Origin of the sequence: Corynebacterium sp. H113, from assembly GCF_037572315.1 — a bacterium.
Taxonomy (GTDB): domain Bacteria; phylum Actinomycetota; class Actinomycetes; order Mycobacteriales; family Mycobacteriaceae; genus Corynebacterium.
The window spans coordinates 89489-104723 of record NZ_JBBHKZ010000003.1 but is presented as its reverse complement, the minus strand read 5'-3'; the positions used below and the strand labels follow the sequence as shown (position 1 = coordinate 104723).

Below are 15235 nucleotides of genomic sequence, written 5' to 3'. Positions count from 1 at the left end.
GAGAATTCTCTTCAGTTGGACCGTGAAGTCCAAAAGTTAGGCATCGATTTCTGTGTCATGCTTCCGAACTGGCGAACCTGGCAAACACACACGCATCTGTGCACCGCCGTCGTCAGACTCTTCGGCAACAATAGTTCCGCCGTGACGGACGATAACTTGCTTCACAATAGCCAGACCCAAGCCAGAGCCAGGCATTGACCGAGACTGGATAGACCTGAAGAAGCGTTCAAAGACCTTATTTCGGTCCTCAGCTGGGATTCCCGGCCCGGAGTCCGCGACAGTAAGCTCCGCCAAATCCTCGGACAAAGGCACCAGGCGAATCCGTACTGTGCCCTTTTCAGGCGACCACTTTGCCGCATTATCCATAAGGTTCAGTACTGCACGTCCCAGCGCCGCGGGATCACCAAACAGATACCAATCCGTCAGTTTCAGGTCGAAAGTAAGGTCTGGTCGGCGTCGTTCCACTCGCTCGAGCGATGTCTCGACGACATCCACCAAATCAACTTCCTCGATAACCTGTTGAGGCCCATCTTCTCGAGCGAGATCCACCAGGTCACCGACCAGAGTCGACAGTTCCTCGATTTGAGCGATGACGTCAGCTTCCAGGTCCGCACGATCCTGTTCCGGAATACCCGCTGCACCTGGGCGGGATGCCATCATGAGCAACTCGACGTTGGTACGCAGTGAAGTCAATGGAGTCTTCAACTCGTGACCCGCATCTGCCACCAACTCCGTTTGCTTAGTTCGCGATGCTTCCAATGCCACGAGCATCTCGTTGAAGCTTCGGGTGTATCTGGCGAGTTCGTCGTCACCCTCGACGGGGATAGGACGAAGTTCTCCCGTGTCAGCAACACGTTCCGCGGCTTTACGCAAACGAGCTACTGGAGTCAGACCGGCAGTGGCAACCGTGATACCTGCTGCGACAGCGAATAAGACGCCAATGACGGAAATGATCAGTAAGACCATGCCCAATGAGCCCAAAATGGTTCGAGTTGACCTCAGATCCTGAGCGAGCACCAAAGTAGCGCCCGACGGATCGTGGATGGCAAAAATACGTCGCTGATTGAAATCATCCGTCCGGATAGACTCCGATCGGTGCCCACGCAAGACTGCCAGTTCTGGGCCACCTAGTTCGATCACATCACCGCGACCGGTGACACTGCCCCGACCGAAATACATGGCATCCAGGTCAGGGTTCAAAATCTTTAGGGTGTCAGCCGTAATCATCGGTTCGATGGCGAACTCGGAAGCATACGGGGAATTCAGCAACTGCGTCGCCTGTGCCCGCAAGTTGTTATCCACTTCTCGGTACAGCGTGGCCTGCACAGTGACAAACGCCGCCAAAGTCATCAACCCTACGGATGCCGCTACGATCAGCGCCGTCAAGATGGTCAGTCGCCACCGCAATGACACGATGCGAAAACGCCGTAGTAGGAATTCAATGATCCCACCGTGCTCATCCGCAGGCTCAGCACGTTTAAGGCCATCACGCGGATCCACTACAGGAGGCACAACTCCCGGGACTCCCGGGGTTTCGGTCGGAGAAACAGAAGAGACGCCAGCTGAACTAGTATCCAGCCGACGTCGACGCCGCAAGATCACGGAGCGGTCTCCCGCAGCACGTAGCCAACACCACGAACGGTGTGAATAAGACGAGGCTCGCCTTCAGACTCCGTCTTACGACGCAAGTAACCGATGTACACCTCCAGCGCATTGCCAGACGTTGGGAAGTCGTATCCCCACACATCTTCCAAAATAGAGGTACGGCTCAGCACTCGACGAGGGTTGCTCATCAACAACTCGAGCAGCGCAAACTCGGTGCGGGTCAGTGAGATACGACGCTCGCCACGGAACACCTCACGAGTATCTGGATCCAGCGTCAGATCCTCAAAAGACAAGGTTGCTGGCGCAGCTGACGACGATGGTTCCAGAGCAGCACGACGCAACAGGGAGCGAACACGCGCCAAAAGCTCTTCCAGAGCGAAAGGCTTAGGCAGATAGTCATCCGCTCCAGCATCCAGCCCAGCGACACGCTCCGAAACAGAGTCACGCGCGGTGAGCATCAGCACAGGAAGATCGTCTCCCTCGCTGCGAAGACGACGACACACATCCAGGCCGTCGAGCTTCGGCATCATCACGTCAAGAATTGCCAAATCCGGTCGATCGTCTGCGATCTTCATCAGCGCCTGTGAGCCATCTTCAGCAAGGTCAACGGTATAGCCATTAAACGTCAACGAACGGCGGAGGGATTCCCGGACCGCCTGATCGTCATCGACAACCAAAATCTTCATACTCTCCATTGTGCCGTCTATGTATGTTGCGTGCCTAGAGACTTACTGAAAAGTTCCTGTATATCCCAAACCCGGACTCCCACAAGCGCTGAAAACAAAAACCCGCGCTACCTGCCGGCAATGCCGGAGGTGGCGCGGGTCTTTTCAGCCGAAGCTTGAGTTCTAGTTAAGAACTAATTAGTACTGCTCAACATCAATGAGGCCGAGCTGTGCAGCCTTGACCAGACGACGTGGGATACGAACCACACGACCGTCGATCTTGACTTCCTGGAGGTCGACGTTGTCGGCCTTCCACTGGGAACGACGTGCACGAGTGTTTGCACGCGACATACGACGCTTTGGAACTGCCATATCGAATTACCCTCCTTACTCTTAGTTCTTCTTAGTGCGGCGAACGCGGTTGCCGTAACGACGCTGGAACTTCTCAACGCGACCAGCGGTGTCCATGACACGCTGTGCGCCGGTCCAGAATGGGTGGGACTCGCTGGTGACGTCAACGACGATCAGCGGGTACTCGTTGCCATCTTCCCACTCAATGGTGCGGTCGGAAGTAGCGGTCGAACGGGTCAGGAAAGAGTGACCCGTGCCGGCGTCCTTGAATACCACTGGGTGGTAATCAGGATGGATATCCTTCTTCATAAGTTCTCGATTCCCTCAGGATTGAACTACGGGTCGCTTTCACATCGGCTGAGCTCTAGAATTACCTAGATCACGATGCGTTCGTGCCCGAGTTGGGATGTACGTGACCGTTTCATCGAGGCCTTACGCGTTGGCCTAATGCGTTCGCGCGGTTTCCGATGAGACTCCGAAAATAGTACAAGGTCACTGGTAAGATTCCTAATCGCTCTATTGCAGCATTCTCTCGACATGCTTTGCGACGACTCGTCGTCAAGCAGCACAACAGTTGATCTGGGCTGAGCCTAGGTGCGTAGCGGTTGCAGGTAATACGGAACCGTGTACGGGCGATTAGGTTTTTCAGGGGTTCCCCGTGTATTCTCGACTCTCGCTGTTGTCTGTTTATTCGTTTACGCTCAATTGCCGATGAAAACGTAGTGCCGGGGGCTAATTTTAGTCATTCCTTGTGCACCGTTGTCGTGGTTGTTGAGCCACCAAGAAGCAAAGGAAATCTCCATGTCGGCGATTTGCCAGGTCACGGGACGGAAGCCAAGCTTTGGCAAGTCCGTTTCTCACTCGCACCGGCGTACGTCGCGCCGTTGGAATCCCAACGTGCAGCGAAAGAAGTTCTACCTCGCATCCGAGGGCCGCACGATCACTTTGACCGTGTCTCCTAAGGGTCTGAAGACCATTGATAAGCAGGGTATCGAAGCAGTTGTTGCCCAGATCCGTGCACGTGGGGAGAAGATCTAAAGATGGCCCGTAACGATATTCGTCCAATCATCAAGCTTAAGTCGACCGCTGGCACGGGTTACACCTACGTCACGCGTAAGAACAAGCGGAACACCCCGGATCGCATCACGATCAAGAAGTACGACCCGGTAGTCCGTAAGCACGTCGAATTCCGCGAGGAGCGCTAAATTCATGGCTAAGAAGTCAAAGATTGCCAAGAACGAGCAGCGTAAGGAAATTGTCGCTCGTTACGCCGAGCGTCGCGCAGAGCTCAAGCGCATCATCAAGTCCCCTAACTCCACTGACGAAGAGCGTATGGACGCTCAGTTCGAACTGAACCGTCAGCCACGTGACGCCGCATCTGTTCGCGTTCGCAACCGCGACGCTGCAGACGGTCGCCCACGCGGCTACCTCCGTAAGTTCGGCCTGTCCCGTGTTCGCGTTCGTGAGATGGCCCACCGTGGCGAGCTCCCGGGCGTTCGTAAGTCCAGCTGGTAAGGAAGACTCAAATGAAGCGCAATCAGAACAATAAGAAGGCGCGGATGGAGCAGTCCCGCCGCCCAAAGAAGAACCCACTCAAGGCTGCTGGTGTTGAGAAGGTTGATTACAAGGACATCAACCTGCTTCGCCAGTTCATCTCTGACCGCGGTAAGATCCGTTCCCGCCGCGTCACCGGCCTGACCCCACAGCAGCAGCGCCAGGTCGCTACCGCTGTGAAGAATGCCCGCGAGATGGCACTCCTGCCATTCACCAGCCGCTAAAAAAGCTGGTCGAGGATTTAGTAGTCCCTCACGGCTGATTTGGCGCTGGGGCCGCATGGTGAATAAACCTGCGACGACAGCGTCTACGGACCCGAGTCTTTTGGCTCGGGTCCGTTTCTATTTCTCTAGGCACGTAGAACACCGCTCGCGGACAAGCACAGCAGAGCGTGCGACGGAAGATACTCTCTAAGGGGGACTCCCGACTCAGCCTCTGCTACCCACCGCTCGACCCCATGAACTTTTCGGTTATTTGCCCACGAAAGCGACCTTAGATGCCCCATATGACAGAGATCCTCACCGGCTTCGGATCTGTCGCGCTGATCATTGCCGTGGGCTGGCTGGTCGGTCGATCTGGTGTCCTGGGTAAGAATGGTGGCATCACCCTGAATATGGTCGTGTTTTGGGTTGCTATGCCGTGCATGTTGGTGCACACACTGGCCACCTCTGATACGAGCGCTGTATTCGGTCTTCCCTTCTACGTCGCTGCAGGTTCTGCATTAACCGTTGCGATCTTTTATCTTCTTATCGCTGCCCCGCTTCTCAAACAACGCGGAGCAGACGCCGTTGTTGGCGCCATGAGTTCCAGTTACAACAATGTCGCGAACCTCGGTATCCCCATTGCCATCGCAGTGCTTCACGACGCCACCTCCGTCGTACCTGCGCTTATTTTCCAAATTGCCTTTTATGCACCCTTTTGTTTGACGATTCTTGATGTTCTGACTTCGTCGCAAGGTTCGCTGAACCTCGGAAGATCGTTGCTGTCGCCGCTAAAGAACCCGATTTTCCTGTCTGCAATTATCGGGCTCACTATCAATGCGACCGGGGTAACGCTGCCGACGATGGTAGAAACGCCAGTCAGTTTGCTTGGCCAGGCGGCAGTGCCCATGGCGTTGCTTGCTTTCGGAGTCAGTCTTCATGGCATGCCGTTTCTGCGGAATGGAGTGTCTCCACGACGAGCGGTGGCGGTGTCCTCATTTGCGAAGAATATAGGCCAGCCAGCAGCTGCCTGGTTGATCGCTTCTCAGCTGTTCGGGATGAGTGGGCATACCTTGTTGTCCGCCGTTGTAATCGCTGCCCTGCCAACCGCACAGAACGTCTACACATTCAGTACTCGCTACGGGCGGAATACTATTCAAGCACGTGATTCTGGCGTTGTTACGACGCTTGCGTGTGTCCCTGTAGTCGTCGTCATCGCACTACTCCTCGGGTGACGGGCAGAAGTCGCTACCATTGAGAGGCGTGGAACTTCTGAAAAAGCTTCTCAACTCCGATCCCAGTATCCCCCGCCTTACGTGCTACGACGAAACGACGGGCGGACGCGTCGATCTTTCCGCGACAACGCTTGATAACTGGGCCTCCAAGATCGCCAACATGCTTCACGACGAATTCGACTTGGAAGCAGGAGATCCCATCTGGATCGAATTGCCCCCGATCTGGTCGGCAGTGTGCATTCTGGTGGGCGCTCGACGCGCAGGCATGCATCTCAGTCCTACCGAGCCGTTGGCGGTTTTCACCACCCTGGATCGACTGAGCGAGTGGGACGAGAAGTGCCCAGATGCCTACCTTGCTGCTGTCACTGATGATGTCTTTGGGCGCGGGGTCGCTGAATGTGGTGGCTCGATTCCTCCAGGTGTCATCGACTTCGGCCCAGAGGTTCGACTCCATCCTGATCAGTACCTGGGGCCAGGGTTGGATGATATGGGAGCGGAGTTGATCGAGGGGCATTCCGTCGAGAAGCTGTTGGAGATGGCCGAGCAATACGCCAGCGATCAGGAGCTACCAACTCAGGCGCGTGTCCTAACGCGTGGTTGGCTTGTCGACGGAGATCGTGGCTTTAACGCCGAAGCTTGGACTCAATCAGTACTTGCGCCGTGGATGCGTGATGGTTCTGCGGTGATCGTGCGGGGTGGAGACGAAGATCGGTTGCGGGCGATCGCGGAGGCAGAAAAAGCCGTGATTTTGTAACTGTTTTCAGCTGAAAACATAGATCTGGCATTGTGTTTTCCTCTGTTCCTCCTCTCCATCGCGAATTCGCACATACCATTGCAATGTGATTACTCGTCCGTACATCCTGGCAATTCTGGCCGTACTCAACATCATCGCGGCGCTGGCCGTATGGGATCTAGGTCCCTGGTGGTGGATTTTGATGGGGCTAGTGCTCGTTCTCGATTGCATCGCAATCTATGACCTCAATCAGAAGAAGCACTCCCTCTTGCGTAACTATCCAGTTCTGGGACACGCTCGATATCTGCTGGAAGCAATCCGTCCGGAAATGCAGCAGTACTTCGTCGAGAGGAACTTCGACGGTGCTCCATTTGACCGGGATACTCGTACTGTCGTGTACGAGCGGGCAAAGGGATTGAGCTCGAAGAAGTCATTCGGTACAGAACGGGATGTCACACAACCCGGATACGAATATGTGCGCCATTCAATGGCTCCCGCTCACACTGTGTTGGTCAACCCTCGCGTTCGCATCGGCGGCCCCGACTGCACCCAACCGTATGATGCGTCGATCATGAATATCTCGGCGATGAGCTTCGGCTCTTTGTCTCCTAACGCTGTGCTGGCCATGAACAAGGGCGCTGCGATGGGAAAATTCGTCCAAGACACCGGCGAAGGTGCAATCAGTCCATATCACTTGGAGCATGGCGCAGACATTTACTGGCAGCTGGGCTCGGGTTACTTCGGAGCGCGAACCGACGATGGCGACTTTGATCCAGAGCTGTTCGCCCAGAAGGCTGCAATCCCGCAGGTCAAAGCAACTTACTTGAAGGTCAGCCAAGGCGCAAAGCCTGGCCTTGGCGGTATGTTGCCTGGCGACAAGGTCAATGAAGAGATCGCGGCGACTCGTCACGTTCCAGTTGGCAAGGGTGTCATGAGCCCGCCGTATCACCGCGTATATTCCACTCCACGTGAGCTAGTTCGATTCATGGGCACTATGCGTCAGCTCAGTGGTGGCAAGCCAGTTGGGTTTAAGCTCTGCGTGGGCTCACAGGTGGAGTTCCTCGCGGTGTGCAAAGCGATGATTGAAGAGGACATCACACCAGACTTCATCATCGTCGACGGTTCCGAAGGTGGCACGGGTGCTGCACCCTTGGAGTACTCTGACCGCGTTGGCCTCCCGCTTTCCGACGGTCTCATGCTGGTGCACAACGCACTCGTTGGCGCGGGTCTCCGTGATCGCATCAAACTGGGCGCAAGTGGCAAAATCATCACTGGGTTCGATGTCATCAAACGCATGTGCATCGGCGCCGACTTCGTCAATTCTGCCCGCGGCATGATGATGGCCGCCGGTTGTATCCAGTCTCAGCTGTGCCACACAAATGAATGCCCGGTAGGAGTAGCCACCCAGGATCCAGCTCGTTGGAAAGCACTGGATGTTGATGACAAAGCTCGTCGGGTAGCTAATTATCACGAGGCAACGGTGCAGGAAGCTGCTCAGATTCTTGGATCAATGGGATTACAGGACTTCGCAGCCCTCGGCCCGACGCATCTGATGCGTCGAACTAGCGAGGAAGTTGGGGAGGATTATTCAGAGCTATACAACTGGCTTGAACCAGGCGAGCTGCTGCGTGGCACTCGATTCGCAAATTGGGCATTCACGTGGAAACAAGCAGATCCGGATACTTTTCGGTACCCGGAACTGTATCTGAAAGCCTAATGCTCGCTAGTTGCCCATTAGTTTCTGGCGTAGGGCTTCGTCCTTCTGAAGAACAGCATCACGCATGTCAGCCTGGTACTTCTCCATTGCAGCGACCAACTCTGGGAAGCCAGCAGACAAGATGCGAACTGCCAGCAAACCAGCATTCTTGGCGCCACCAACGCCAACAGTTGCCACCGGTACGCCGCCTGGCATCTGCACGATTGACAACAGGGAGTCCACACCTTCGAGGTTCTCCAGTGCACGCGGCACACCGATGACAGGCAGTGGCGTGGCTGAGGCCACCATGCCTGGCAGGTGCGCTGCACCGCCAGCTCCTGCGATAATGACGCGCAAGCCCTTTCCTGCCGCAGACTTCGCGTAGTCAATCATGCGCTCAGGCGTACGGTGTGCCGACACCACGCCAACTTCAAAAGGAATGCCGAACTCGGCAAGAACCTGGGCTGCTGGTTCCATCGTTGGCCAGTCGGAATCGCTGCCCATGATGAGCCCTACCAGCGGACCCTGAGCATCTTTCAGTTGATCTGCCATTATGTACTCCTCTAAATAAGAGCTAGTGAGAAAGAACTAGTTAGATTTCGGGGCGTGGTTCGCTGACGCTACGCGACGTCGTGTCCATCTGCCCACACAGCATTAACAATAAAACCTGCAGACAGGGCTGCGATTCGACGAACCTCTGCAATTCCTTCTGCAGAGTCATCGTTGCCACACACGTTAACGTGTCCTAGCTTTCGCCCGGCGCGCCAGTCCTTGCCGTACCAGTGGATTTTCACCTGGGGGAAACGACGCCACACTGCTGCGAAACGGTCTGCCATCGGCATCGCCGGATCCGTGTCGGCGCCAAGGGTGTTGGCCATCACTGTTACCGCTGCGGTCGTCTCGACAGAACCCAGTGGATAATCCATGACTGCGCGCATGTGCTGTTCAAACTGGCTGGTCACGCAACCGTCTTGCGTCCAGTGACCGGTATTGTGCGGGCGCATTGCCAGTTCATTGACGAAAATCTGGGGTGCGCCGTCTGCATCAACAGTTTCGAAAAGTTCAACAGCTAGTGCGCCCGTCACACCAAGCTTCTCGGCGATCTTCGTCGACAAAGACCGTGCTGCAGTTTCCAGATCGTCGTCAAGACCCGGCGCAGGGCAGACTGCCTCAACACAAATGCCATCCGTCTGCACCGACTCGAGCACTGGCCACGCAGCCACATCACCGGACGGAGTACGCGCGCACATTGCAGACAGTTCGCGAACGAGATTGACCTTCTCTTCTGCCATCAGCGGAACGCCTTCTGCAAGAAGCTTCTCGACGAGCCCCGCCAACTCTGCGCGCTTTGGAAACCACACGCCATGCCCGTCGTAGCCGCCTCGTCGTGCCTTCAAGCACACGGCATCGCCGACTTTGTCAGCGAACGTCTCGGCATCCGCAACGGATTCAATTGCTGCGAATGGAGGCACTGGCGCGCCCATCATCTGCAGCTTGCCGCGCATGAGCAATTTATCCTGCGCATATATCAGTGCATCCGGGCCAGGCTGCACGGAAACGCCCTGTTCCTGGAGCTTATGTAAGAACTCTGTTGGCACATGTTCGTGATCGAATGTCACCGCATCTGCGCCAGCTACTGCAGCCTGCAGATCGTCCCAGTTCTTGTAATCCCCCAGGATCACATCCGCACACACTTGCGCTGCAGAAGAGTCCATTGAACCAGCCAGTACTCGAACGGACTGCCCCAGTTCAATCGTTTCGGTTTGCATCATGCGAGCCAACTGCCCGTCACCAATGACAGCAACGACAGGCATACCAGGCGCATGCGCAGCAGGATTGCCATTGACCTTTGACTCGGACACGGAGTTTTCACCAGAAGAAGCAGAAGTCACGGTATTCATCATAAGGGTTAGGCACCCTATCTCTGGAACCGGCGAAAGCGACAACAACCACTTCCCCAGTGATTACCTCTTGCTCGGCTACGTCATGCGGGCAACCATTTTGGCGACTTTTCTTGTCGACGGGACGTCACGAAGCGCCATCGGCGGTCCAAAGGGGTTCGTTCGTAGCAACAGCACCGTACCGTTCCTGTCGATTCCTCTAATAGAACGGAGGTCAATAGTTACGACTCGTGGACGTACCAGGCCTCGTCGCAAGATAATGCGCCGGTCAGTGAGTACAAAGCGCTCGCCCAGCCAAGCAAGTAACGGTCGTGCGACGCGAAAGAAGACCAACACTATCCAGGCGAGGAGTAGGAAGTTTCGGATGGCCATGAAATCGTTCGATGCGACTCCGGGATTATCGATGAAGCCGATGAGCAGCCAAACAATGCCGGTGATCACCAGCAGTTCAAGCAGTGGCCATACCAGTCGACCGAACACCGGATTCGTGTCCAGCAGTATTTCCTCATCATCATCGATTTCGTCCCATGGAAAAGCCATTATCGCGCGCCGCCTCCCGACGAATATCCACCTTCAGCATTTCGCAAATGTTGCACATCACCGGCAGCTACTACATGAGATGTGCCAGTTTTGTCGGTGACAATTAATTCACCGTCGTCACGTACATCAACGGCCTTACCCGTGAGAAAGTTCCCGCCCGGCAACTCGACGCGCACTTCAGTGCCGATGGTGCGACACCACGATCGGTAATCGGCCATGAGGCTGGCAGTATCTATACGCCACTGATACTCACGACGATCCAACGCATTCAACAGCGCTGCGGCCAGTTCAGTGCGGTTCACATTTTTCGCACCTTCCAGGGTGAGCGAAGTTGCGTGCGGGACTGGCAGTTCGTCATCAAGCAGGTCGACATTGATACCAATTCCAGGAACAAGTGCTGGTGGATCGATAGATCCAGCCTCAACCAAAATTCCGCAAATCTTACGGCCACGAACGAGAACATCGTTCGGCCATTTCAATCCGACATCGGAGGCGGGGATGCCAGCTTCATTCACAATCATGTCAACAACGGCAAGACCACTGACCAACGGCAGTAAGCCCAACTGCTCCGCTGCTAGCTGCTGAGGTTTGAACAGCACTGAAATTGCCAGCGACGCGCCGGCTGGTGATTCCCATACCCGTGACAGTCGACCGCGTCCAGCAGTCTGGTTCGACGCAACGATGGCAATGCGGTCTGGGGCGTCGTCGTCAAGCATGGCAAGTACATCCGCGTTTGTAGAACCCGTGGACTCCTTCACGTGTACCCGACGCCACGCGGGAGTGGCCGCGATGAGCTGCTCAGGATTGAGGGGTGCGCGAGCAGGACGGTTCTCGCGGGGGCTTACCGGTGTGTTGACCATGGAAACAAATCCTACCGATATCCAGCACCTTTCCGAAACTGTGAGGTAGATCACAGGCGCTATTCTTTATCTTTTGCCCTCAAAACACTATGTTGACAAAACATGACCATTCCCTCACGTTTATCGCGTCAGCAGCGAACCATCAATCGAGCAGACGCTCAGCCAGTCGGACACTCGACAGCAACGAGCTCTGCGGCACCGCACCCAATCCAGCAGGCTTGGAAGGATTCCCCTGCGACAACCGCAGCTAAGAACGAGGATCTTCTCCGCCGTCGCGCTGAAGCCGCGATGCCAATGGGCCCAGCAGCCCAGCAGAGGGTTCACGATGCCGATCGACTGACCGCCAGGGAACGACTCGACTACTTCCTCGACGAAGGCTCATTCGTCGAAATTGACGCACTCGCGCGCCACCGCACCACCGACTTCGGCATGAGCGATAAGCGACCAGTCACTGACGGCATCATCACCGGTTGGGGAACCATTGATGGTCGCGAGGTTTGCGTTTTCTCGCAGGACGGCACCGTCTTTGGTGGCGCACTCGGCGAGGTCTACGGCGAAAAGATGGTGAAGCTCCAGCAGCTGGCCGTCGATACGCAGCGTCCGATCATCGGCATGTACGAAGGCGCAGGTGCCCGCATCCAGGACGGTGCGGTATCGCTTGACTACATTGCACAGACTTTCCACCACAACGTCCGCGCATCTGGCGTTGTGCCACAGATCTCCATCATTTTCGGCGCCTGCGCCGGAGGTAACGCGTACTCCCCTGCACTCACCGACTTCGTGGTCATGGTCGAAGAGTCGTCACGCATGTTCGTCACAGGCCCGGATGTCATCAAGACGGTCACTGGCGAAGAAATCACCCAACGCGAGCTCGGTGGCGCTGACGCACACATGCATCTCGCTGGCAATACTCATTACACGGCTACCGACGAGAAGGATGCTCTCGACTGGGTTACCGATCTCCTCGATCACCTGCCTGACAATAATCAGTGCCTCCCAGAAGCGTGGGACTCCGACTTCGACGAGTCCATCACTGACGAGGACCGCGTCCTCGACTCCATCATCCCCGACACCCCTTCGGTGCCTTACGACGTCCGCGACGTCATCACCACGATCTGTGATGATGGCGACTTCATGGAAATTCAGGAAACCCGCGCGCACAACGTTGTGATCGGTTTCGGCCGCATTGAAGGCAATGTTGTGGGCTATGTCGCCAATCAGCCCATGTCGTACGCTGGCTGCCTTGATATTGATGCATCTGAGAAGGCTGCGCGCTTCGTCCGCACCTGCGATGCATTCAACATTCCACTTGTCCTCCTCGTCGATGTACCTGGCTTCCTCCCCGGCGCGGAGCAGGAGCACCAAGGCATCCTTCGTCGTGGCGCAAAACTGCTGTACGCATACGCAGAAGCATCCGTACCTAAGATCACTGTCACCATGCGCAAGGCTTACGGTGGCGCATACTGCGTCATGGGTTCCAAGGGCCTAGGCGCTGACCTGAACCTGGCATGGCCTACCGCTCAGATCGCCGTCATGGGCGCTGCCGGAGCAGTCGGCTTCTTGCACCGCAAGGAACTCCGCAAGGCGATGGAAGACGGCCGTGAGCTTCAGCCACTCATTGACGAGTTTGAGCGCGAGTATGAAGATCACATGTTGAATCCATACATCGCAGCCGAGCGGGGGTTAATAGATGAAGTAATTCTTCCATCAGAGACCCGAATCCGTATTGCAAAGAACCTCCGACTACTTTCCACTAAGAAAGTGGCCTGGCCTGCGCGTAAGCACGGGAACATGCCTTTGTAGGTTCAAAATCAGGGCGAAAAACGAATCCCCCCGACGCTCCCCCCTCGTTAACGGTGATTGCCCCCGTTTCTCGCCCCCACAATCGGAAACGTAGACTGATAAACATGACGACCGCCGCAAATACTCAAACCGGCACTGAGCCGGACAAGACCACCACGGCCGGCAAGCTGGCCGACCTCCGCGCCCGTCTGGCAGAGACCCAGGCCCCTATGGGCCAGGCTGCAGTCGACCGCGTTCACGACAAGGGCAAGATGACTGCCCGTGAGCGCATCGAGTTCCTGCTTGATGATGGCTCTTTTGTCGAAATTGACGCTCTCGCTCGCCACCGTTCGAAGAACTTCGGTCTGGACGCTAAGCGCCCAGTAACCGACGGTGTTGTAACCGGTTACGGCACCATCGACGGACGCAAGGTCTGCGTTTTCTCCCAGGACGGCGCCATCTTCGGTGGTGCTCTCGGTGAGGTCTACGGTGAAAAGATCGTAAAGATCATGGATATGGCTGTTAAGACCGGTGTTCCTATCATCGGTATTAACGAAGGCGCTGGCGCGCGTATCCAGGAGGGCGTTGTCTCCCTCGGTCTCTACTCCCAGATCTTCCTCCGTAACACCCTCGCTTCGGGCGTTATCCCACAGATCTCCTTGATCATGGGTGCTTGTGCAGGTGGCCACGTTTACTCGCCTGCGTTGACCGACTTCATCATCATGGTCGACGGCACTTCCAAGATGTTCATCACCGGCCCAGATGTCATCAAGACCGTCACCGGCGAAGAAGTAACACAGGAAGAGCTCGGTGGTGCTTCCACCCACATGGCAACCTCGGGTACCTCTCACTACACCGCTTCCGACGACGAGGACGCATTGTCGTTCGTCCAGGACCTGGTTGGCTACCTGCCATCCAACAACCGTGCTGAGGCTCCACGTATGGAAGCCGACATCATGGAAGGTTCCATCCAGGACAACATCACTGAGACGGACCTCGAGCTGGACACGCTTATTCCGGACTCGGCAAACATGCCATACGACATCAAGGATGTCATCACCCGCCTCTCCGACGATGGCGATTTCTTGGAGATCCAGGAAGACTACGCTCAGAACATCGTCATTGGTTACGGTCGCGTCGAAGGTCGCTCGGTTGGCTTCGTTGCAAACCAGCCAATTCAGTTCGCAGGCTGCCTGGACATCAAGGCTTCCGAGAAGGCTGCTCGCTTCGTCCGCACCTGTGACGCGTTCAACATTCCAATCATCATGCTGGTTGACGTTCCAGGCTTCCTGCCAGGCACCAACCAGGAGTACGACGGCATTATTCGTCGTGGCGCTAAGCTGCTGTACGCATACTCTGAGGCTACTGTTCCGAAGATCACCGTCATTACCCGTAAGGCTTACGGTGGCGCATACTGCGTGATGGGCTCCAAGGACATGGGTGCAGATATCGCACTGGCATGGCCAACTGCTCAGATCGCTGTCATGGGTGCTTCCGGCGCTGTCGGCTTCATCTACCGCAAGGAACTGAAGGAAGCTGCAGCTGAGGGCAAGGACGTTCTTGCTGTTCAGAAGGAATACGAAGCAGAGTACGAAGAGACCTTGGTTAACCCATACATGGCTGCAGAGCGCGGCTTTGTGGACGCGGTTATTCCTCCAAGCGAGACCCGTGGTCAGATCATCGAAGGCCTGCGTCTCCTGGAGAACAAGGTCGTCAACGTACCAGCCAAGAAGCATGGGAACATTCCGCTGTGACCGATACCAACGCAACCGAAGCAACCACCGACACCGCTGCCGAAGAAAAGCCAAAGGCACCTTTCTTCACAGTCGTTAAGGGAAACCCAACCCCTGCAGAAGCTGCAACTCTCGCAGTCCTGTTTGCCGGTATGGCTAACGCAGCTGCAAACGCTGATACCGACAAGGGTCCTCGCAACGACTGGGGCGCTCTGGGCTCCGGCTTCCAGAACAACACTCGCAGCTACAACCCTGCGGTTTTCCGCAACGTCGCTTACTACTAATCGCATGTAGTTGAGCATGTAGCTCGAATCGACTACTTCCAGTCGGTCGCATAAGAATGCGCCCTCACCACATGGTGGGGGCGTTTTCTTTAGCTC

At 55.9% G+C, this 15235-nt stretch carries 18 protein-coding genes; 10 read left to right on the top strand and 8 right to left on the bottom strand.

Annotated elements, in window-relative coordinates:
• Positions 1-36 precede the first annotated feature (36 nt).
• From WG938_RS07125 to WG938_RS07110, 4 genes are all read right to left on the bottom strand, one after another.
• Entirely contained in the window at positions 37-1446 is a 1410-nt protein-coding gene (locus tag WG938_RS07125) for a sensor histidine kinase (protein WP_445228225.1), read from the bottom strand.
• A gap of 152 nt (positions 1447-1598) precedes the next feature.
• Complete coding sequence (locus tag WG938_RS07120) at positions 1599-2291, bottom strand: response regulator transcription factor (RefSeq protein ID WP_339979149.1); 693 nt, start codon at positions 2289-2291, stop codon at positions 1599-1601.
• 177 nt (positions 2292-2468) lie between these two features.
• Positions 2469-2642, bottom strand: a complete 174-nt coding sequence (gene rpmF, locus WG938_RS07115) for a 50S ribosomal protein L32 (protein ID WP_339979146.1) — start codon at positions 2640-2642, stop codon at positions 2469-2471.
• 21 nt (positions 2643-2663) lie between these two features.
• Positions 2664-2930 (bottom strand): type B 50S ribosomal protein L31, encoded by a 267-nt coding sequence (locus WG938_RS07110; protein WP_339979144.1) that lies wholly within the window; start codon positions 2928-2930, stop codon positions 2664-2666.
• Between the two features lie 492 nt (positions 2931-3422).
• On the opposite strand from WG938_RS07110, the gene rpmB reads away from it, so the two are divergent.
• The 7 genes from rpmB (at position 3423) to WG938_RS07075 (ending at position 8060) form a co-directional block, all read left to right on the top strand.
• Positions 3423-3659 carry a 50S ribosomal protein L28 gene (gene rpmB / locus WG938_RS07105; RefSeq protein ID WP_339979142.1) on the top strand — a complete coding sequence of 79 codons (237 nt, stop codon included), beginning with the start codon at positions 3423-3425 and terminating at the stop codon, positions 3657-3659.
• Between the two features lie 2 nt (positions 3660-3661).
• Positions 3662-3826, top strand: coding sequence for a 50S ribosomal protein L33 (gene rpmG / locus WG938_RS07100; RefSeq protein ID WP_005511413.1), 165 nt, complete (start codon positions 3662-3664; stop codon positions 3824-3826).
• A 4-nt stretch (positions 3827-3830) separates the two neighbouring features.
• Positions 3831-4136 carry a 30S ribosomal protein S14 gene (rpsN, locus tag WG938_RS07095; RefSeq protein WP_339979126.1) on the top strand — a complete coding sequence of 102 codons (306 nt, stop codon included), beginning with the start codon at positions 3831-3833 and terminating at the stop codon, positions 4134-4136.
• Between the two features lie 11 nt (positions 4137-4147).
• Complete coding sequence (gene rpsR, locus WG938_RS07090) at positions 4148-4399, top strand: 30S ribosomal protein S18 (RefSeq protein WP_339979124.1); 252 nt, start codon at positions 4148-4150, stop codon at positions 4397-4399.
• Positions 4400-4680: 281 nt separating this feature from the next.
• The gene (locus tag WG938_RS07085) at positions 4681-5610 is read left to right on the top strand and encodes an AEC family transporter (protein ID WP_339979122.1); all 930 of its coding nucleotides are present in this window, start codon (positions 4681-4683) and stop codon (positions 5608-5610) included.
• A gap of 28 nt (positions 5611-5638) precedes the next feature.
• A complete protein-coding gene (locus WG938_RS07080) occupies positions 5639-6364 on the top strand; it encodes a TIGR03089 family protein (RefSeq protein ID WP_339979120.1) in 726 nt (241 codons plus the stop codon).
• A gap of 85 nt (positions 6365-6449) precedes the next feature.
• Complete coding sequence (locus WG938_RS07075; RefSeq protein WP_339979118.1) at positions 6450-8060, top strand: FMN-binding glutamate synthase family protein; 1611 nt, start codon at positions 6450-6452, stop codon at positions 8058-8060.
• Between the two features lie 6 nt (positions 8061-8066).
• Here the strand turns inward: WG938_RS07075 and purE are convergent, their stop codons facing one another.
• The 4 genes from purE to WG938_RS07055 all read right to left on the bottom strand — a co-directional run bounded on the left by purE (position 8067) and on the right by WG938_RS07055 (position 11340).
• Positions 8067-8591: a 5-(carboxyamino)imidazole ribonucleotide mutase gene (gene purE / locus WG938_RS07070; protein WP_339979116.1), complete on the bottom strand. Its 525-nt coding sequence runs from the start codon at positions 8589-8591 to the stop codon at positions 8067-8069.
• A 68-nt stretch (positions 8592-8659) separates the two neighbouring features.
• Positions 8660-9931, bottom strand: a complete 1272-nt coding sequence (locus tag WG938_RS07065; RefSeq protein ID WP_339979114.1) for a 5-(carboxyamino)imidazole ribonucleotide synthase — start codon at positions 9929-9931, stop codon at positions 8660-8662.
• An 87-nt stretch (positions 9932-10018) separates the two neighbouring features.
• Entirely contained in the window at positions 10019-10480 is a 462-nt protein-coding gene (locus WG938_RS07060) for a hypothetical protein (RefSeq protein ID WP_339979112.1), read from the bottom strand.
• A complete protein-coding gene (locus tag WG938_RS07055; protein ID WP_339979110.1) occupies positions 10480-11340 on the bottom strand; it encodes a biotin--[acetyl-CoA-carboxylase] ligase in 861 nt (286 codons plus the stop codon). Before WG938_RS07055 ends, WG938_RS07060 begins: the two co-directional genes overlap by 1 nt.
• 207 nt (positions 11341-11547) lie before the next feature.
• Between WG938_RS07055 and WG938_RS07050 the strand changes: the two genes are divergently transcribed.
• The 3 genes from WG938_RS07050 to WG938_RS07040 all read left to right on the top strand — a co-directional run bounded on the left by WG938_RS07050 (position 11548) and on the right by WG938_RS07040 (position 15139).
• On the top strand, positions 11548-13143 hold the full coding sequence (locus WG938_RS07050; RefSeq protein WP_445292910.1) for an acyl-CoA carboxylase subunit beta: 1596 nt from the start codon (positions 11548-11550) through the stop codon (positions 13141-13143).
• A gap of 104 nt (positions 13144-13247) precedes the next feature.
• Positions 13248-14876: an acyl-CoA carboxylase subunit beta gene (locus WG938_RS07045; RefSeq protein WP_339979105.1), complete on the top strand. Its 1629-nt coding sequence runs from the start codon at positions 13248-13250 to the stop codon at positions 14874-14876.
• A complete protein-coding gene (locus tag WG938_RS07040; protein WP_339979103.1) occupies positions 14873-15139 on the top strand; it encodes an acyl-CoA carboxylase subunit epsilon in 267 nt (88 codons plus the stop codon). The genes WG938_RS07045 and WG938_RS07040 overlap by 4 nt, the downstream gene beginning before the upstream one ends.
• Positions 15140-15235 lie beyond the last annotated feature (96 nt).